The organism is Chryseobacterium sp. NG-CE01, assembly GCF_055695505.1.
In genome coordinates this window covers 60,582-78,429 of record NZ_CM146369.1, presented here as the reverse complement: position 1 = coordinate 78,429, position 17,848 = coordinate 60,582, and the positions used below count along the sequence as shown (strand labels likewise).

The 17,848-nt window shown below is 38.2% G+C and carries 19 protein-coding genes; 16 read left to right on the top strand and 3 right to left on the bottom strand.

Annotated features, from left to right (window positions below; genetic code table 11):
- Positions 1-10 precede the first annotated feature (10 nt).
- From ACYT6F_RS00410 to ACYT6F_RS00365, 10 genes are all read left to right on the top strand, one after another.
- Complete coding sequence (locus ACYT6F_RS00410; RefSeq protein WP_472599375.1) at positions 11-967, top strand: MvdC/MvdD family ATP grasp protein; 957 nt, start codon at positions 11-13, stop codon at positions 965-967.
- A complete protein-coding gene (locus ACYT6F_RS00405; protein WP_472599374.1) occupies positions 960-1,964 on the top strand; it encodes an MvdC/MvdD family ATP grasp protein in 1,005 nt (334 codons plus the stop codon). The genes ACYT6F_RS00410 and ACYT6F_RS00405 overlap by 8 nt, the downstream gene beginning before the upstream one ends.
- A gap of 205 nt (positions 1,965-2,169) precedes the next feature.
- The gene (locus ACYT6F_RS00400) at positions 2,170-3,183 is read left to right on the top strand and encodes an NAD-dependent epimerase/dehydratase family protein (protein ID WP_472599373.1); all 1,014 of its coding nucleotides are present in this window, start codon (positions 2,170-2,172) and stop codon (positions 3,181-3,183) included.
- On the top strand, positions 3,180-4,949 hold the full coding sequence (locus tag ACYT6F_RS00395; protein ID WP_472599371.1) for an AMP-dependent synthetase/ligase: 1,770 nt from the start codon (positions 3,180-3,182) through the stop codon (positions 4,947-4,949). Before ACYT6F_RS00400 ends, ACYT6F_RS00395 begins: the two co-directional genes overlap by 4 nt.
- A 42-nt stretch (positions 4,950-4,991) precedes the next feature.
- A complete protein-coding gene (locus tag ACYT6F_RS00390) occupies positions 4,992-6,047 on the top strand; it encodes a diphosphomevalonate decarboxylase (RefSeq protein WP_472599370.1) in 1,056 nt (351 codons plus the stop codon).
- Between the two features lie 272 nt (positions 6,048-6,319).
- Positions 6,320-6,877, top strand: coding sequence for a gliding motility lipoprotein GldD (gldD, locus tag ACYT6F_RS00385; RefSeq protein ID WP_472599369.1), 558 nt, complete (start codon positions 6,320-6,322; stop codon positions 6,875-6,877).
- A gap of 28 nt (positions 6,878-6,905) precedes the next feature.
- Positions 6,906-7,829, top strand: a complete 924-nt coding sequence (locus tag ACYT6F_RS00380; RefSeq protein WP_472599368.1) for a PfkB family carbohydrate kinase — start codon at positions 6,906-6,908, stop codon at positions 7,827-7,829.
- Between the two features lie 88 nt (positions 7,830-7,917).
- On the top strand, positions 7,918-9,288 hold the full coding sequence (locus ACYT6F_RS00375) for a peptidylprolyl isomerase (protein WP_472599367.1): 1,371 nt from the start codon (positions 7,918-7,920) through the stop codon (positions 9,286-9,288).
- An 80-nt stretch (positions 9,289-9,368) separates the two neighbouring features.
- Positions 9,369-10,358, top strand: a complete 990-nt coding sequence (locus ACYT6F_RS00370) for an NAD(P)H-dependent flavin oxidoreductase (protein ID WP_472599366.1) — start codon at positions 9,369-9,371, stop codon at positions 10,356-10,358.
- Between the two features lie 8 nt (positions 10,359-10,366).
- Positions 10,367-11,146, top strand: coding sequence for an alpha/beta fold hydrolase (locus tag ACYT6F_RS00365; protein ID WP_472599365.1), 780 nt, complete (start codon positions 10,367-10,369; stop codon positions 11,144-11,146).
- Between the two features lie 84 nt (positions 11,147-11,230).
- On the opposite strand, the gene ACYT6F_RS00360 is transcribed toward ACYT6F_RS00365, so the two are convergent.
- On the bottom strand, positions 11,231-11,857 hold the full coding sequence (locus ACYT6F_RS00360) for an HD domain-containing protein (RefSeq protein WP_472599364.1): 627 nt from the start codon (positions 11,855-11,857) through the stop codon (positions 11,231-11,233).
- Positions 11,858-11,887: 30 nt separating this feature from the next.
- Positions 11,888-12,187, bottom strand: coding sequence for a rhodanese-like domain-containing protein (locus ACYT6F_RS00355; protein ID WP_472599363.1), 300 nt, complete (start codon positions 12,185-12,187; stop codon positions 11,888-11,890).
- A gap of 117 nt (positions 12,188-12,304) precedes the next feature.
- On the opposite strand from ACYT6F_RS00355, the gene queG reads away from it, so the two are divergent.
- The 6 genes from queG (at position 12,305) to ACYT6F_RS00325 (ending at position 17,134) form a co-directional block, all read left to right on the top strand.
- Positions 12,305-13,255 carry a tRNA epoxyqueuosine(34) reductase QueG gene (gene queG / locus ACYT6F_RS00350; protein WP_472599362.1) on the top strand — a complete coding sequence of 317 codons (951 nt, stop codon included), beginning with the start codon at positions 12,305-12,307 and terminating at the stop codon, positions 13,253-13,255.
- A 332-nt stretch (positions 13,256-13,587) separates the two neighbouring features.
- Positions 13,588-14,274 (top strand): TIGR02117 family protein, encoded by a 687-nt coding sequence (locus ACYT6F_RS00345; RefSeq protein WP_472599361.1) that lies wholly within the window; start codon positions 13,588-13,590, stop codon positions 14,272-14,274.
- A complete protein-coding gene (locus ACYT6F_RS00340) occupies positions 14,271-14,927 on the top strand; it encodes a murein L,D-transpeptidase catalytic domain-containing protein (RefSeq protein ID WP_472599360.1) in 657 nt (218 codons plus the stop codon). Before ACYT6F_RS00345 ends, ACYT6F_RS00340 begins: the two co-directional genes overlap by 4 nt.
- Position 14,928: 1 nt before the next feature.
- Positions 14,929-15,276, top strand: a complete 348-nt coding sequence (locus tag ACYT6F_RS00335) for a hypothetical protein (protein WP_472599359.1) — start codon at positions 14,929-14,931, stop codon at positions 15,274-15,276.
- 92 nt (positions 15,277-15,368) lie between these two features.
- Positions 15,369-15,827 carry an SRPBCC family protein gene (locus tag ACYT6F_RS00330; RefSeq protein ID WP_472599358.1) on the top strand — a complete coding sequence of 153 codons (459 nt, stop codon included), beginning with the start codon at positions 15,369-15,371 and terminating at the stop codon, positions 15,825-15,827.
- Between the two features lie 5 nt (positions 15,828-15,832).
- Positions 15,833-17,134, top strand: coding sequence for a cryptochrome/photolyase family protein (locus tag ACYT6F_RS00325; RefSeq protein ID WP_472599357.1), 1,302 nt, complete (start codon positions 15,833-15,835; stop codon positions 17,132-17,134).
- Positions 17,135-17,319: 185 nt separating this feature from the next.
- Here the strand turns inward: ACYT6F_RS00325 and ACYT6F_RS00320 are convergent, their stop codons facing one another.
- On the bottom strand, positions 17,320-17,781 hold the full coding sequence (locus ACYT6F_RS00320; protein ID WP_472599356.1) for a hypothetical protein: 462 nt from the start codon (positions 17,779-17,781) through the stop codon (positions 17,320-17,322).
- Positions 17,782-17,848 lie beyond the last annotated feature (67 nt).

The following is a 17,848-nucleotide window of genomic DNA, read 5'->3' as shown; positions in this document are numbered from 1 at the left end:
AAACAGGCAAATGATTCTTTGCATTACACATTCCCGGGATTTTTACAATATTGACATCTTTTTCGAATACCTTAAGGAAAAAAATATTCCTTATTTCAGGCTGAATTCCGATAAGCTGAACTACCGTCAGAAGATCAGCATTTGTCAGAACTCATTTGAACTCACAGACGAGTCCGGAAATACCGTAAAATCGGAAGATATTACAGCGGTATGGCACAGAAAATCCTGGCAGATTGATATTCCTGAAGAGCTGGATGAGGCCTACAAAAATATTTTTCTTAAAGAATATTCAACCCTGAGATACAACCTTTTCACAGCACTTGAGCATGTTCCGTGGATTAATCCTTTCGAAATTGAAAACAAAATAGACGGCAATAAAATGCTTCAGCTTAACCTTGCTGAAAAAAACGGTTTGACGGTGCCTGAAACCTTGTTTTCTAACGATGCATACACTATTACAGCATTTTTCCGCAGCCATTGCAACGGAAAAATGGTTGCAAAGCTTCACGGTGTCATTTCAAAATCAATGGGCGGAGAAAATTTCCTTTCAACCCAGATTATTGATGAAGATTCCATTGAGGGTATTGCCGATATCGAATATTGCCCGATGATCTTTCAGCCATACATTGACAAAGAATATGAATTGAGGATTGTTTATCTTGACGGAGAATTTTTTACCGGTAAAATCAATAACAGTGAAAATGCCGACTGGAGAATTGCACACGGAAATTACTTCTGGTCCGCATATCATCTTCCCGAAAAAATACAGGAAGGCCTTACTGCAATGATGAAAGAAATGGGTCTTTATATAGGAGCCATAGACATGATCCGAGGAAAAGACGGGAAATATTACTTTCTGGAAGTAAATCCGCAGGGAGAATGGGGAATGCTGCAGAAAGATCTCAACTTTCCCATCGCACAGAGAATTGCCGATAATCTTATAAAAAGAATGAAAACCAATGAATAAAATTTTAATAATTACCCATACCGCAGATAACTTTTCAGTCGAAAAAGTAACCGAATATATTGATAAAAACGGATGTGAAGTTATCCGCTTTAATGTAGACGAATATCCTTTAACCAACAAATTATCTTCCACTTTTCAGGATGGAAAATGGACCACCATTCTTGAAACACCTGAAAAAAAGCACCGTCTTGATGATATTGCAGCAATCTGGTACAGAAGGGCTTACAATATAGGTCAGGGTCTGAGAGAGGAAATCGATGGAAAATTCTACGGCGCAGCAATGGGAGAAATCAGAAATACCCTGTTTGGCTTTTTAGAATCAGTTGATGTTTATTCGCTGGGAAAACCTAGTGTTTACAGAAGGCTTGACAGTAAAGAAGAGCAATTGAAAATTGCAGATAAAATAGGCCTTAAAATCCCTGAGACCTGCATTACCAATAATCCCGAAGAAGCAAAACAGTTTATCGTAAAACACCGGAACGTCGTAGCAAAAATGCAGACCGGTTTCGCCATTTATGAAGATGGGGTAGAAAGTGTGGTGTTTACCAACGTCGTTAATGAAGACAAATTGGATGAGCTGGATACCCTTTTATACTGCCCGATGCAGTTTCAGAAAAAGATTGAAAAGAAAAAAGAGCTTCGGGTAACTGTTGTAGGAAGAGATATTTTTGCTTTTGAAATTGATTCCCAACAGTCGGATGCCGCAAAAATAGACTGGAGAAAAGATGGGGTCAACCTTATTGACAAATGGGTTCCAACAGAACTTCCCTCTGATATTGAAATAAAATTACTGGAGCTTCTTGATGTCTATCATGTAGATTACGGAGCCATCGATATTATTGTTTCTCCGGAAGACGAATATTATTTTATTGAAATTAATGCAGCGGGAGAATTTTTCTGGCTGGATAATCTTACCGAGGAAAACCTGATTTCCAGGAGTATCGCAGACCTTCTTTGTGATAAAGCTCCCAGAAGAAGTAATGCTGTTCTGGCATAACAGAAAAATGATTTTTTTAATTTTGATAGAACGGGCATTGCCCGTTTTTTTTATCGGCAAAAGAATTTCATGATTCTTATGTTGGAATATTGTTGAAGATAATATAATTTAGAACGATTTAAAAATGGAATTCTCCGTTAAAAATCGCAAATTTGCAAATACGGAGAATGTGAACATAAATGAGTCAACCAAGTAAATATAACGGATGGTTTTTGTAACGGGTGCTACCGGGATTCTCGGCAGGGTCATCGTTTTGGAACTTCTTAAAAAAGGGAAAAACGTTCGCGCTGCAAAGAGGGCCGCAAGCAATTTAGACGATGTAAAACATTCCTATTCATTTTATACGGAGAATCCCGATGGTTTTTTTAATAAAATAGAATGGGTGAATGTAGATTTTGATGACATTCAGTCGATTCAGGATGCACTGCATGGTGTTGAAGAAGTATACCATTGCGCGGCCAAAGTAGGTTTTAACCCAAAGGATGATAAGGAAATGTATCATACCAACGTAAAAGGAACCCAAAATCTTTTGTACGCCTGCGAAGGATCGGAAGTAAAGAAATTTCTCTTTGTAAGCTCCATTGCTGTCCTTGATATTGATAATGAATATGGCGAGCTCGATGAAGATTCGGATTTCAATCCCAAAGAAGATCATTCTGCTTACGCGATTTCAAAGCATCTTGCCGAAATGGAAGCCTGGAGAGCCTCTGCCGAAGGAATGAATATTGTTATCGTAAACCCCGGAATGATCGTTGGAAGCGGAAACTGGGGAAACAGCAGCGGCGACATATTCCCTACGATGGAAAAAAACAGCTTTACTTTTTCAGGAGGAACCAGCTATGCAGATGTAAGAGATGTCGCTGAAATATCAATTGAACTGATGGAAAGGAATATTTTCGGAGAACGGTTCATTATTATTTCTGAAAACAAAAAATATGCTGATCTGGCAAAACAGATCAGGAAAGAGTTTGGCCTGAAAGAAGCAAAAATACTTTCAGAATTCCAGCTTAATATAGGAATAGTGGCCAATACGCTTTTCGGATGGCTGATCCCGCCACTTAAAATGGTCACCAAATCAAATGTGGAAGCGATTTCCCGGATGAAAATAGTATCAAACAGGAAAGTAAAGGAAAGGCTGAACTACACCTTTATTCCGCTGGAAGAAACCATAGACTTCCACCTTAAGAATTATATTAACGATAAAAAGGCGAAACAATGAATCTTGCGGAGGCAATCATTCAAAAAAATATAGAAAAACACCCCCTGAAATCTGCAATCGGATTTAAAAAAAAGAAGGAAGGATGGAAAGAGCTCAGCTGGAAGAAATTCTCGGAAATTATTTTTAAAACAGCCAATGCTTTAAAAGAAGCCGGGATAAAAGAAAACGATAAAGTTTCTATCTATTCCGATAACTCTTCGGAGTGGATGATCTTTGATCTGGCGGCGTTGTCATTGGGTGCGGTCACGGTTCCCATCTATTCAACCAATAACGCAGAGCAGGCAGAGTATATCATTAAAGATTCGGGGTCAAGAATTATTTTGGTAGGAGATCAGGCTCAGTATGATGCGTGCCTTGAAATTGTACATAAAAAAGAATGCAGCCTCGAAACGATCATTGTTTCTAAAAAAGCAGTCTGGATCAAGAAAGAATTCAGCAGTTTTTACCTGGAAGATTTTATTGCAAAGTTGCCGGCAGAAGCAGAATTTTGTGCTAAAGAAAACGATGATGTCGCAACCCTTATTTATACTTCCGGAACTACCGGCACGCCGAAAGGGGTGATGCTTACCCACGGAAATTTCATCAAAGCTTTCGATGCGCATTTTGAATTTTTTAAATTTAAAAATTTTGAGGAAGAACTTTCACTCGCATTTTTACCGTTAAGCCATGTTTTCGAGCGAAGCTGGAGCCTGCTTTGTCTGTATGGCGGTGCAAAAGTATATTTTCTTGAAGATCCTAAAAATATTGCAAACACATTAGAAGAGGTAAAGCCCACAATGATGTGTGCCGTTCCGCGGTTTTTTCAGAAAATCTATGCCGGTGTGCTGGAAAAGGCCGAAGAAGGTTCAGCATTAAAGAAAAAAATCTTCGACTGGGCCGTAAAAACAGGTTGGGAGACTGCAGAATTGAAACGGAATGAAAAACCCATTCCTTTCGGTTTACAAATGAAACAAACCGTTGCAGAAACGCTGGTTTTCAGCAAAATTAAAGACAGGATGGGAGGAAGGTTGTGGTTTTTACCTTGCGGAGGAGCTTCTTTATCTCCTGAAGTAACCCGTTTTTTTGAATCCGTAGGAATTCATGTTACGGTAGGATACGGACTCACGGAAACTACGGCTACGCTTACGCTTTTTCCATTCATCCATTTCGAACACGGAACAAGCGGAAAGCCGCTTCCGGGAGTGGAAATCCGCATCGGAGATCAGGATGAAATTCAGGCCAGAGGAAACGGAATTATGAAAGGGTATTACAATAACCCCGAAGACACCCGGAAAGTTTTTACCGAAGACGGCTGGTTCAAAACCGGTGATGCCGGAAAGATCGATGAAAAAGGAAATCTTACCATCACCGATCGTCTGAAAGACCTTATGAAAACATCCAACGGGAAATATATTGCTCCGCAGCAGATCGAAAATCTCCTCACCAATAATAATTTTATCCAGCAGATCGTAATGATCGCGGAAGGAAGACAATTTGCTTCGGCGCTTATTGTACCCAATTTCGAGTTTTTGAAAGATTACCTTAAAAAGAATAATATTCCTTTTACCAGTTGGGAGGAAGTGGTGAAAAGCAAAGAGGTGAACGATTTTTATAAACAGAAAATCAAAGAACTGCAGGAACATCTGTCTGATTACGAAAAAGTGAAGAAGTTTACGCTGATGCCGGCAGAATTTGAGATCAACACCGGAGAGATCACGCCTACGCTGAAAGTGAAAAGAAATGTGGTTCTTAAAAAATACGCAGACCTCATTGATGAAATGTACTGAAAACAGGATTGAATATTGGCGCTTATTGACAAAAACAGAATTATGACAACACAGGAATTTTTAGGAAATAATGAATTTACCATACACAACCAGACGGTTTCGGATAGCTGCCCGTCCAACATTGCACTGATCAAATATTGGGGCAAGTACGAGAATCAGATTCCTGCGAATCCGAGCATTAGTTATACATTAAGCCACTGTAAAACCAATACCACCATAGAATTTTCAGCAAATGAACCGTTTTCCGTTCAGACTTTCTTAGCAGGTAACGAAGAACCTAAATTTGCGGCGAAAATTGAAAAATATTTCAGCAATATAGAACAATACCTTCCCTGGATTTTAAAGGGGAAATATATTATCAGAACGGAAAATACCTTTCCTCACAGCTCAGGAATTGCCAGCTCCGCTTCCGGCTTCGGGGCGATTGCTAAATGCCTGATGCAACTGGACGAAAACTTTTCAGGAAAAACTTCTGAAGAAGAATCTCTTAGAAAAGCGTCTTTCCTGGCAAGACTGGGAAGCGGAAGCGCCTGCAGAAGTCTGTACAACGGACTCGTTGTCTGGGGAGAATGTCAGATAAAAGAAAGCTCGGATCTTTTTGCGGTTCAGTATCCCAACGAAGAAATTCATGAAATTTTTAAAGATTTTAATGACTGGGTTCTGCTTATCCATGAAGGGCAGAAAAGCGTTTCCTCAACAGTAGGCCACGGCCTGATGAACAATAATCCCTACGCCGACAGAAGATTTCAGGAAGCAAGAGAAAATTTTGGACCCATGAAAGAAATTCTCGCCGCAGGAGATTTACAGAAGTTTATTAAACTCGTAGAGCATGAAGCATTAACACTCCATGCGATGATGATGATGAGTGATCCTGCATTTATCCTGATGAAAACAGGAACCCTTGAAGTGATCAATAAAATATGGGAGTTCAGAAAAGAAACCGGTCTGCCTTTATTTTTTACACTGGATGCGGGAGCTAATGTTCACCTGTTATTTCCTAATAACGGCTCCGAAGAAACAATAAAATCTTTTATCGAAACGGAATTGCTGCAGCATACGCAGAACAACGGAGTTGTAAAGGATGTAATGAAGTTTTAGATCAATTAAATAATAAACGGACTTTTTAAAGTTCGTTTTTTGTTTATAAACTTGTTCACGAAATTAACTCCATTTTACCATCCGGATTTAAGAAATGCCCTTAAAATATTTTCTTTAAAACCTTATAAAATCTTAATGTTAAATAATTTTGGCTTAAATTAAAGTTTTGCGGTTATAGTGTAATTAAAACATCAGTGTAAAAATCACTATTACAGATTGAAATGCTGAAATTTGTCTTCCGAAATCTGAAATCTAATTTGTACTTTTGCAAAATGTTTAAAAACGCCATTTTTATTTTTATTGCACTGGTAATGGTGTCCTGTTCCAAAGACCCGGTTCCGAAGCCCTACGGCGAGCTTCGCCTGGAATATCCCGCACCGAAATATCAGAAGTTTGAAAACAACTGTGCCTATACTTTTGAATATTCTGATTTTGCAAAAATTACAGATGCCAAAAAGCCCTGCTGGTACTACCTGAGCTATCCCAAAATGAAAGCTAAAATCTTCGTAACGTACTATCCGATACAGAATGATTTTGCCGCCCACATTCAGGAAGCTGAAAAAATGGTGTACGAACATACTATAAAAGCAAGCGCTATTGATACCAAGTCATTTGAATATCCTGATAAAAAAGTGTACGGGAATTTCTATGAGCTGAAAGGTCAAAGTGCTTCAAACCTTCAGTTTTATATTACGGATAGTACAAAACACTTTGTGACGGCCTATTTATATTTCAACACAAGACCGAAGCCGGATTCTCTGGCACCCGCAGTAGATTATATCAAAAAAGATATGAAGCACCTGCTTGATACATTTGAATGGAAAAATTAATTACTCTTAAATATACTTTGAAAAAAATATGAAACTTTTAGTTGTAGGAAGTGTTGCATTCGATGCAATCGAGACACCGTTTGGTAAAACAGATAAAATTTTGGGAGGTGCGGCAACATACATCGGGATCACTTCTTCTGTTCTTGGGGTGAAATCAGGGATTGTTTCAGTAGTGGGAGGCGACTTTCCGCAGGAACACCTGGATATGTTTACCGGCAGAGATATAAATATCGAAGGCATTGAAATCGTAAAAGAAGGAAAAACATTCTTCTGGTCCGGTAAATATCACAATGACCTTAACACAAGAGATACATTGGCGACAGAAGTGAACGTTCTTGAAAACTTCGATCCTAAAATTCCTGAGTCTATGCAGGATGCGGAGATTTTATTATTGGGAAACCTTCATCCGGGTGTACAGCTTTCCGTATTGGAAAAAATGCACAACCGTCCGAAACTGGTAATCCTCGACACCATGAATTTCTGGATGGATACCGCATGGGATATCTTAATGGATATGATTGCCAAAACAGATGTGATCACCATTAATGATGAAGAAGCAAGACAGCTTTCAGGAGAATATTCGTTAGTAAAAGCAGCTAAAAAGATCCACGAAATGGGACCGGAATATGTCATCATTAAAAAAGGGGAGCACGGTGCTTTGCTTTTCCATGACAGTAAAGTATTTGCTATTCCTGCGCTTCCTTTAGAAGAGGTTTTTGATCCTACCGGAGCGGGAGACACTTTTGCAGGAGGTTTTGCAGCTTATTTGGCCAAAAAAGGCAAAACAAATTTCGAAACCATGAAATCTGCACTTATCGTAGGTTCTGCAATGGCCTCTTTCACTGTTGAAAAATTCGGAACCGAAAGAATCGAAGAAGTAAACGAAGCCGATATGTTCGAGAGATTAAGACAGTTTAAAGAATTGACTACTTTTGATGTCGAACTACAATAAACAGGTCTTTTTTAAGAAATATTTATAATAAAAAATTTAGTGTAATTCATTAAGAATTCTAAATTTGCAACTTGTTTAAAATAGTAAAATGATAAATAAACTTAAGATCACTTTTCTTTTTGGAATTTTCATCATCTTGTTTGGTGCAAATACGATGAATGCTCAGCTGAAACAAGGAGATTTAGTGGATGGTATTGCTGCTGTGATCGGTGATGAAATTGTTCTGGAGTCTGACGTAAATGAACAGATGAACTACGCCAAGCAGCAGGGAGCAACCAATATAGATAAGTGTGAGTTTCTGGAAAACTTTCTCAACAATAAGCTTCTCGTGTATGAAGCAAGAAAAGATACGTTGATTGAAAACCGTTCTGCTGCCATTAAAGAGCAGGCCAATGCAAAATATCAGCAGTTACTGTCACAGTTTCCCGATGAGAAAACAATGCTGACGGCCTACAAGTTCCGAAACGGATACGAAATGAAAAATGCCATCGAGAAAATCGATACCGATCAATATTACGGACAGGCAAAATACCAGAGAATTACGGAAAAAGCAGACGTTACTCCTAATGAAGTAACGGATTTCTATAATATGTACAAGAGTCAGCTTCCGGAAGTGAAAGATGAGATTTCTTTGTCACAGATTATGATGTATCCTAAGCTTACTGAGGCTCACAAAGAAGATCTTATCAACCGACTGAAGAAGATTAAAAAAGATATCGAAGGAGGCGAAAGTTTCGAAAGCCAGGCAAGAATCTATTCCGAGGATCCTGGATCTGCGTCAAGCGGAGGACTTATGAAAAATATTTCCAAAGGCCAGATGGTAAAACCTTTTGAAGCCGCGGCCCTGAATCTTCAGGAAGGCGAAATTTCTGACCCTGTAGAATCCGAATTCGGATATCATATCATACAGCTGGTCAGAAGATCAGGAAAGATTTACGACGCAAGGCATATTCTTTTAATGGCAACACCTACCGATGAAGAGATCAAAACGGCAAAAGCAAAATTAGACAGTATCAAAGGATTGATTGCCAGCGGGAAAATAACCTTTAAAGATGCCGCTTTTAAATTTTCGGATGACAAAAGAACAAAATTCAATGCAGGAGTCATCCCGGGAGCAGACGGTTCAAGCAAAATCGAAAGAGAATCGGTTCCCGGAGCTATCAGCTATGAGTTGGCGGGCCTTAACAAAGGCGATATTACCAATGCATTTGATGATAAGGATGAAAGAGACAGAAAAGTTGTAAAGATCATAAAAATAGAAGATGTAATTCCTTCGCACCAGATTACCCTGGAGACAGATTATGACAGAATCAAACAAATGGCACTCAACAAAACAAGAAATGAAATGGTTGAAAAATTTGTAAATTCTAAACTGACTACAACATTTATTTCCATAGACGGCCGTTACGACAGCTGTGCTTTTAAAGGGAACTGGAAGAAAGATTCAATCAAAAAATAATACGAAACCTTCAGAATTTTCTGAAGGTTTTTTTGTGCTTAAAACTCCCGCTAAATCTTAGTTTTTATTATTTTTACAGCATGAGCAATTTTATAGATTTCAATTCGGCAAAAAAACTTCATGATATGCAGGAGAGTCAAAACAGAATTACACAACTTTTTAATATTCAGTATCCTATTATCCAGGCAGGGATGATCTGGCACTCGGGATGGAGGCTCGCCTCTGCGGTATCCAATTGCGGTGGCTTGGGACTTATTGGCGCAGGAAGCATGTATCCAGACATTTTACGTGAAAATATCAGGAAATGTAAGCAGGCAACAGACAAACCTTTCGGAGTGAATGTTCCTATGCTCTACCCGAATCTGGATGAAGTGATACAGATTATCCTGGAAGAAGGTGTAAAGATTGTTTTTACATCAGCCGGAAATCCAAAAACCTATACCCAAACGTTACAGAAGGAAGGGCTAAAGGTGGCTCACGTAGTATCATCCACCAAATTCGCTATCAAGTGTGAAGAAGCAGGCGTTGATGCCGTAGTTGCAGAAGGTTTTGAAGCCGGTGGCCATAACGGACGAGATGAAACCACAACATTCTGCCTTATTCCGAATGTGAAAAAACATATTTCGAAACCATTGATCGCAGCCGGAGGTATCGCGTTGGGTTCCCAGATGAAAGCAGCCATGATTCTCGGAGCAGACGGAGTACAGATCGGTTCCCGCTTTGCCGCAACTACCGAAGCGAGCGCGCACGATAACTGGAAACACAAAATAACCGAGCTACAGGAAGGAGATACGCATCTCACCCTAAAAGAGCTGGCTCCCGTAAGGATGGTTAAAAATAAATTCTTCAACGACCTTGAGGAAATCTATAATACCGGAAGAAATAAAGAATCTCTCATCGCTTCCCTTGGACGGGCTAGAGCCAAAAAAGGAATGTTCGAAGGTGATATGGATGAAGGCGAGCTTGAAATCGGGCAGGTGTCAGCATTGATTGATGAAGTACTTCCTGCAGAAACCGTATTCAATAACTTATTGGAAGAATTCAGAAACACAGGAAATCCGGTGATATAATTAAATTCATGGAGGAAAGAATTATTGATGTAAAAGGTAAAAAGCTCTATGTAGAATACAATGATTCATTCGAAAATCGGCCAACAATTGTTTTTTTACATGATTCACTGGGATCAGTACAGCTTTGGAGGGATTTTCCCGAAAAGTTGGCTGCAGAAACAGAATGTAATCTTTTAGTATACGACCGCTTGGGGTATGGTAGATCATTCCCTATGGATACTCATGAACGGAGTAATGATTACATGGAAACCGAAGCAGATGTCCTGAACGATTTGCTTGAAACACTAAATATCACGGAAGCGATCCTCTTCGGTCACAGCGACGGCGGAACTATTGCCTTAATAGCAGCTGCAAAATTCCCTGAAAAAATAAAAGCTGTCATCTGTGAAGCCGGACATATTTTCGTGGAAAACATTACCGTAAAAGGTGTGCAGGATGCCTTCGATGCCTATACAACAACTAATCTTCCCGAACGTCTTGCCAAATATCACGGTGAGAAAGTGGAAATGATGGTAAAAGCATGGACGGAAATATGGTTGAGTGACAGGTTCAGAAACTGGAATATAGAATATCTGCTTCAGGATATTCAGGCGCCTTTATTATTTATTCAGGGCGAAAATGACGAATATGGAACCCTACATCAGGTTGAGAAAACACTTTCAGGGCTCAGCGGAACTTCCGAAAAATTCATTATTCCCGATATTGGCCACACACCGCATAAAGAAGTTCCTGAAGTTGTTCTGAAAAAATCGGGAGAGTTTATATGTGAAGTCAAAACGATTCCATAAACCGGGAATCGTTAAATAGAACTGCTATAATAGCAATAGGAGCGGGCTTTAGCCCGCTTTACTTTAAAAATTCCAGCTTTGGCTTCAGCCAAAATTTAAATATTCGATTTCCGAAAGAATATTTTTTCTTGCCTGCTGCTCATATTTCTCTTTAAAATATTCTGTTTTGAAAATGCTTTCTGACTCCAGAAAATGCTGCAGTACTTTTTTTCTCCCCGGATTATAAAGGAAATCAGGATAAATGGAATATTCCTTCCTTACCTTTTGAGTATAATCTAAATATTTTTCGGACTCCTGGCCGAGAATCGAGAGATCAGCATCCACTAAATAATTGGTATCAGCATCTCCGGATTGCTGATGAAACTTCGTAGCCATAATCTGCTGAGAAATTTTTTTAATAAAGACTTCTTCTGCATCAATTTGCTGCAAATGTTTCTCTGCAAAACCCGCGCTTTTTTCTTCATTCGATTTTGAAGAAGCATTATAGATTACATCATGATAAAACACCGAAAAAGCAATGGCCGTATAATCTTGTACAGCAGCTGTTACATCATTAAATTCACGAAACATGTTTTGCAAATGTTCAAAATTGTGATAATATCTTCCCTTTTCGGAATACTTTTTCTCAATTTCCATCCACAAATTTTCAATAAGATTCTGATCGTTTGTGAATGTGGAGCAGAGCGTTGAAAATTTTTCTCTCAATTGCATTCAAAAAATATTTAGATAAAAAAAGGAACTTTAAAAAGTTCCCTGATTTGCTTCTATAGCCTGCTTCAGCTCTGCCCAGCCTCCGCCGTTATAGCCTTGTTTCAGTCCTTGAGAATTAAGATATTCTAAAGCCTTTCCGCTTCTGTTTCCGCTTCTGCAGAAAATAATCACCGGCTTTTCAATAGACAAAATCTCTTCTTGTCTGTCTTCTACTTCTCCTAAAGGAATATTTTTAGCACCATCAATGCTTCCGTCCATTTCCAGTTCCATAGGTTCGCGAACGTCGATTAATGCATAATTTCCTGATTTTAAAACTTCTGATAAAGACATATGTAATATTTTAGAGTTATTTGTTGAAAATGAATGACTGAAAACAATTATACAGGAATTCAATCTTCAAATCTCAAACAAATTTATAAAATAATCTTAGTTTTGCAAGGTAAAATCATGAATTCAAACGCTGAAAAATATTCACAGTTGATAAAAACCAGGGCAAAAAGTTTTGGCTTTCAGAGCTGTGGTATCTCTAAGGCCGATTTTCTGGAAGAAGATGCAAAACCGCTGGAACAATGGCTGAAAAATAATTTTCATGGCGAAATGAAATATATGGAAAATCATTTTGATAAAAGACTGGATCCGAGGCTGCTCGTTGAAGGTTCAAAATCGGTGATTTCTCTTTCTTATAATTACTTTCCTGAAGAAAAAATTTCCACGCTGGACAACTTCAAAATTTCCAAATATGCTTATGCTGAAGATTATCATGAGGTTATTAAAGAAATTCTCAGGGATATGGTTTCGGGGCTGCAGGAGGAGATCGGTGAGTTCGGATTCCGGGTTTTTGTAGATTCGGCGCCGGTGTTGGAAAGAAGTTGGGCCAGAAAGTCAGGAATAGGCTGGGTGGGCAAGAATGCCAATCTGATTACCAAACAGAACGGATCATTTTATTTCCTCGCAGAGATTATCTGCGATCTGGAGCTGAGTCCCGATCACGCAACGACAGATCATTGCGGAACCTGCAGAAAATGCATTGATGCCTGTCCGACAAAAGCTATTGTTTCCGATAAGCTGATTGATGGAAGCAAATGCATATCTTACGCTACGATTGAGCTGAAAAATGAAATTCCCGATTATTTTAAAGATAAAATGGACGACTGGATGTTTGGTTGTGATGTCTGTCAGGATGTCTGTCCATGGAACCGGTTTTCAGTACCCACACAACAAAAGAAATTTGTTCCGAACGAAGCGTTGAAAAATTTTAAAAAAGGAGAGTGGAAAGAACTCACCCAGGAACTGTTTTCGGAAATCTTCAGGAAATCTCCTGTTAAAAGGACAAAGTTTTCCGGACTAAAAAGAAATATCGAATTTCTGGAAAGCAGGAATAAGCTGGATAATTTTTAGAGATAATCTCCTGTCTGGAATTATTGAGGTTCCAAAGTAAAAAGGGTAAACGGCCAATCCTTAAATCAGTATTTAAAGAGGCAAGACTTAATAAATAGAATAGTTTCTAAAAAAGAAAATTGACTTCCGGAGATTATTTTATCCCATGAAAATCAACGTTTTTTTTGAACTCTTTTCGGAGCTACTTTTACTCTTATTTTAAATCTTTTGTTGGATTTAGCGTTTTTCTGCATATTTGTGAACATTTTGTACTTAAATTTAGAGAAAAATTTACTTACATCCAATATTTTTTTGAAAATTAATATTAAATTTTATTAACTATATTTATAAGCATGACTGCGAAGAAAATGGTGTTTATCATTCTGAAAACTGTAGGGATTATTGTTGGTATTGTTGCATTGTACGTAGCATTAGGATATTTGCTCCCCTTTATCGAAATTTCGGAAAAAGAGGACGGACAAAAGAAAGAGATTCCTATTTATATTTATACCAACGGAGTACATACCGATATTGTAATGCCTGTAAAAAATGATCTTCATGACTGGAGCTCCAAAATTCCCTTTACCAATACAAAATCCGGAAAATCAGACTATAAATTCATAGGCATTGGCTGGGGCGACAAGGGATTTTATCTGGATACGCCTACCTGGGCCGATCTTAAATTTTCAACCGCTTTCAAAGCCGCTTTCTGGCTTAGCGAATCTGCTATGCATTGTACTTATTACGCAGAAATGAAACAAGGTGACGATTGTAAAATGATTATGATCAGCAAAAATCAGTATAAGCAGCTCGTACAATTTGTGGAAAATAAATTTGATACAGATAAGAATGGAAACTATATCCTGATTCCCACCAACGCGGTCTATGGGGAAAATGATGCATTTTATGATGCTAAAGGCAGATACAGCTTCCTTGATACCTGCAATACCTGGGCAAATAATGCACTGAAAGCGGCCGGACAAAAAGCTGCATTGTGGACGCCTACTGACTACGGGATATTTCTGCACTATAAAAAATGAGAAAGATCTTTTATTTGGGGATTGTATTTTTGTACGCATCTCTTTCCTGTCAGAAAGAACAGCAACAAAACAGCTCCGGAACTTTTTTAACCGAACAAAAGACTTCTGCATATAAGGTTGAGGCCGATCTTAAAAAGATAAGTCTAAAAGCCATTGAAGCCCTGCAATTCTGTAAAAAGAATCAACTGAGTACCGATTTCTGTATTCTGATCGACATGAGTATGCATTCGGGACTGAAGAGGCTTTTTCTCTGGGACTTTAAAAAGGAAAATATTACTGCATCTTATCTTGTAGGCCACGGTTGCGGAAACAATCGGTGGAGCGCTGATGAATCGCGCGATAAGCCACAGTTCAGTAATGAGGATGGAAGCCATCTTTCTTCTTTAGGGAAATACAGGCTTGAGGGAAGAGGGTACAGCAACTGGGGAATTAATATTAAATATCTCATGCATGGACTGGAAGATACCAATAATAACGCTTTGAAAAGAGTTATTGTGTTTCACTCATGGGAACTGATGGGCGATGAAGAATGCTTTCCGAAAGGATCTCCCGAAGGATGGGGCTGTCCTACCGTTTCCAATAATGCTATGAAAGAAATCGATCCGCTCTTGCAGCAATCAAAAACTCCTGTCCTGATGTGGATTTATAATTAATATGAAGAATCATGTGTTTCTCTTGCTTATTGCTTTGTTGCTTACAGGCTGTGGTTCTAATAAATTTACTGTAAAGAGAAGAATCATAAAAGTTTACGAAAACGACAGGGTTAAAATTCTCGTTGCTGACAACAATGATATTATTGAAACTTTCAAAGATAAAAAAGGAAAGAAATGCAAAGAAATCGTTTTAGGCAAAAAATATAAATTCCACGTATACCCGGTAAGTGATCTGTTTCAGGGATGTTATTTTGAACCCACTTATTTTCTGGATAATGATACAGTTACCATTAAATATGCCCGATATTTTACAGCTTCTCAATTCAAAAATTACTGTATTAAAAAATAATATATTAAATTTGCAGTATTAGTAATTTATTTTACTTTTTTATTCTGTAATTTAATGTTGTGGTACTTTAATTGTATTTGATTGAAAAAAATATGAGACATACATTATTCCGCGAGCAGCAGCTGCATTGTGATATAAAAACAGCCTGGGAGTTTTTCTCCGCGCCTGGTAATCTTTCTATAATTACCCCCAAAGACATGAACTTCGTGGTGCGCACAAAGTTTGAAAATGATGAAATATACGAAGGAATGATCATCGATTATTTCGTTTCACCAATTTTGGGCATTAAAATGAAATGGAAAACAGAAATTACCCAGGTAGATTTCAGAAAAAGCTTTACCGATTTCCAAAAGAAAGGACCCTACAAACTCTGGAATCATCATCATGAATTTATTGAAAATGAACACGGCGTCTTAATGAAAGATACGGTTGATTATGAACTTCCTCTGGGCTTTCTCGGAGATATTGCGCATGTATTGTTTGTAAAAAGCAAACTCCAACATATCTTCGATTATCGTTTCAAAGTGCTCGAAAAACACTTCAATCAATAATATTTATGACCGAAGTAAAGTATAAAGTAAATGTATTCTGGTTCCGCAGGGATATTAGGCTGCAGGACAATTGCGGGCTTTATCATGCTTTAAAGAAAGAGCATAAAGTGCTTCCTGTTTTTATTTTCGATAAAGAGATCTTGGATCAGCTGGAAAACAAATACGATAAAAGGGTAGATTATTTCCACCAGGCTCTGAAAGAAATCCATGAAGAACTTGAAAAACACAATAGCGGAATCTCCGTTTTCCATGAAAAACCCCTGGATGCCTTTAAAAAACTTATAAAAGAGTATCAGGTTGATACCGTTTTCTGTAATGCAGACTATGAACCCGAAGCAATTAAAAGGGACCAGGAGATAGCGGATTTTCTTAAAGACCATCAGGTCGGTTTTAAAAGTTACAAAGATCAGGTGATTTTCGAAAAAGATGAGGTGATGAAAAACGACGGTACGCCGTATACGGTTTACACGCCTTATTCAAAAAAATGGAAAGAACTTCTCAACAGAACCCGCATTGAAAATTTCGAAACAGATTTTTCTCACTTTCTTTCGTACAGACCTGCAAGGTTTCCTGATCTTGAAAATCTCGGATTTAAAAAGACAGATCTGGAATTTGTACATCCTACGCTAAACAGATCGATTATTAACGATTACGATAAATACAGAGATTTTCCGGGAATGGGACATACGACTCATTTAGGCGTGGCTCTCCGCTTCGGAACCATATCGGTACGCAGTTGTGTTCATTTTGCCATGAGACACAATGAAACCTGGCTGAATGAGCTGATCTGGAGAGAATTCTTTATGCAGATCCTGTATCATTTCCCGAAAGTCGTCAATCATTCTTTCAAAGAAAAATATGAAGCGATTCAATGGAGAAATGACGAAAAAGAATTTGATCTCTGGTGCAAAGGGAAGACCGGATATCCCATGGTTGATGCAGGAATGCGTCAGTTGAACGAAACCGGTTTCATGCACAACCGGGTAAGAATGGTAGTGGCAAGTTTCCTCACTAAACACTTGTTGATCGACTGGAGGTGGGGCGAAGCGTACTTCGCAGAAAAACTGCTGGATTACGAACTGTCATCCAACAATGGCAACTGGCAGTGGGCGGCAGGCTGCGGATGCGATGCAGCTCCATATTTCAGGGTCTTTAATCCGTCTGAGCAGGCGAAAAAATTTGATAAAGATCAGAAATACATTAGAAAATGGCTTACCGAAGATGAAATTAATGCAGAGGAAATTGTAGAACATGCTTTCGCCAGGAAAAGAGCACTTGATGTTTACGGAAAAGCGGTAAAAAATTAAGAACTTATTTTAAATTTGCTTAATACATTTTTTATAGCTTTTTCTTAATTTCTAAATTAAAAAAAAATTGTTTATTCTTAAATTAACAGTAAGAATTTTAGTAAGTTAAGCTTAAAGGACTTAATTGCTTAATGTTAAAAGATTAAAATTAAAAAAGGCTCTATTCTTTTACGCTTTAGCAATACTTATGGGCGTAAACCGAGTTTTTTCAACGCATTCGCATTTAAAAATATTTCATCAAACGACGTCAGTGATTCCACATTACTGAAGTTCTGAAATGTTTTATCATTTTTATTGAATGAAAGCTCGATGGAAGGATTGTATGTTGCGGTAATACGTACTACGGAATAACCGTTATATGCAATTGTAAATCCTTCGAAGAGGCATTTTTCTTCTGCCTTACGGTAAATTTTATATTCTTCGAATGCCGTTCCGTCAGTTTTCGTTCCTTTTCTGTTGTGCTCAAGAGATTTCCATGAAGAATAGTTTTTAGGCTCTTTCAGGATGTTTCCCTTACTGTCTACCGGTACGAACATGCCCAGTGTCAAAGGCTTTTTAAGAAAATTAGCATAGTTATTCATCAGTTTCAGGGTCTGCAGATCCGCATATCCTTCATGGGAATAATATTCTATAACAAAATCTGTCATAGGAATTAATTTATGAGAACTGATTGGCATATTTAATGTTTCTGGCGGCAAAATTAAAATATTATGG

Bases quoted from the DNA above. Each gene is read 5' to 3' on its own strand.
- ACYT6F_RS00410 (WP_472599375.1), top strand. From the start codon at position 11: ATGATTCTTTGCATTACACATTCCCGGGATTTTTACAATATTGACATC.
- ACYT6F_RS00405 (WP_472599374.1), top strand. From the start codon at position 960: ATGAATAAAATTTTAATAATTACCCATACCGCAGATAACTTTTCAGTC.
- ACYT6F_RS00400 (WP_472599373.1), top strand. From the start codon at position 2,170: ATGGTTTTTGTAACGGGTGCTACCGGGATTCTCGGCAGGGTCATCGTT.
- ACYT6F_RS00395 (WP_472599371.1), top strand. From the start codon at position 3,180: ATGAATCTTGCGGAGGCAATCATTCAAAAAAATATAGAAAAACACCCC.
- ACYT6F_RS00390 (WP_472599370.1), top strand. From the start codon at position 4,992: ATGACAACACAGGAATTTTTAGGAAATAATGAATTTACCATACACAAC.
- gldD (WP_472599369.1), top strand. From the start codon at position 6,320: ATGTTTAAAAACGCCATTTTTATTTTTATTGCACTGGTAATGGTGTCC.
- ACYT6F_RS00380 (WP_472599368.1), top strand. From the start codon at position 6,906: ATGAAACTTTTAGTTGTAGGAAGTGTTGCATTCGATGCAATCGAGACA.
- ACYT6F_RS00375 (WP_472599367.1), top strand. From the start codon at position 7,918: ATGATAAATAAACTTAAGATCACTTTTCTTTTTGGAATTTTCATCATC.
- ACYT6F_RS00370 (WP_472599366.1), top strand. From the start codon at position 9,369: ATGAGCAATTTTATAGATTTCAATTCGGCAAAAAAACTTCATGATATG.
- ACYT6F_RS00365 (WP_472599365.1), top strand. From the start codon at position 10,367: ATGGAGGAAAGAATTATTGATGTAAAAGGTAAAAAGCTCTATGTAGAA.
- ACYT6F_RS00360 (WP_472599364.1), bottom strand. From the start codon at position 11,857: ATGCAATTGAGAGAAAAATTTTCAACGCTCTGCTCCACATTCACAAAC.
- ACYT6F_RS00355 (WP_472599363.1), bottom strand. From the start codon at position 12,187: ATGTCTTTATCAGAAGTTTTAAAATCAGGAAATTATGCATTAATCGAC.
- queG (WP_472599362.1), top strand. From the start codon at position 12,305: ATGAATTCAAACGCTGAAAAATATTCACAGTTGATAAAAACCAGGGCA.
- ACYT6F_RS00345 (WP_472599361.1), top strand. From the start codon at position 13,588: ATGACTGCGAAGAAAATGGTGTTTATCATTCTGAAAACTGTAGGGATT.
- ACYT6F_RS00340 (WP_472599360.1), top strand. From the start codon at position 14,271: ATGAGAAAGATCTTTTATTTGGGGATTGTATTTTTGTACGCATCTCTT.
- ACYT6F_RS00335 (WP_472599359.1), top strand. From the start codon at position 14,929: ATGAAGAATCATGTGTTTCTCTTGCTTATTGCTTTGTTGCTTACAGGC.
- ACYT6F_RS00330 (WP_472599358.1), top strand. From the start codon at position 15,369: ATGAGACATACATTATTCCGCGAGCAGCAGCTGCATTGTGATATAAAA.
- ACYT6F_RS00325 (WP_472599357.1), top strand. From the start codon at position 15,833: ATGACCGAAGTAAAGTATAAAGTAAATGTATTCTGGTTCCGCAGGGAT.
- ACYT6F_RS00320 (WP_472599356.1), bottom strand. From the start codon at position 17,781: ATGACAGATTTTGTTATAGAATATTATTCCCATGAAGGATATGCGGAT.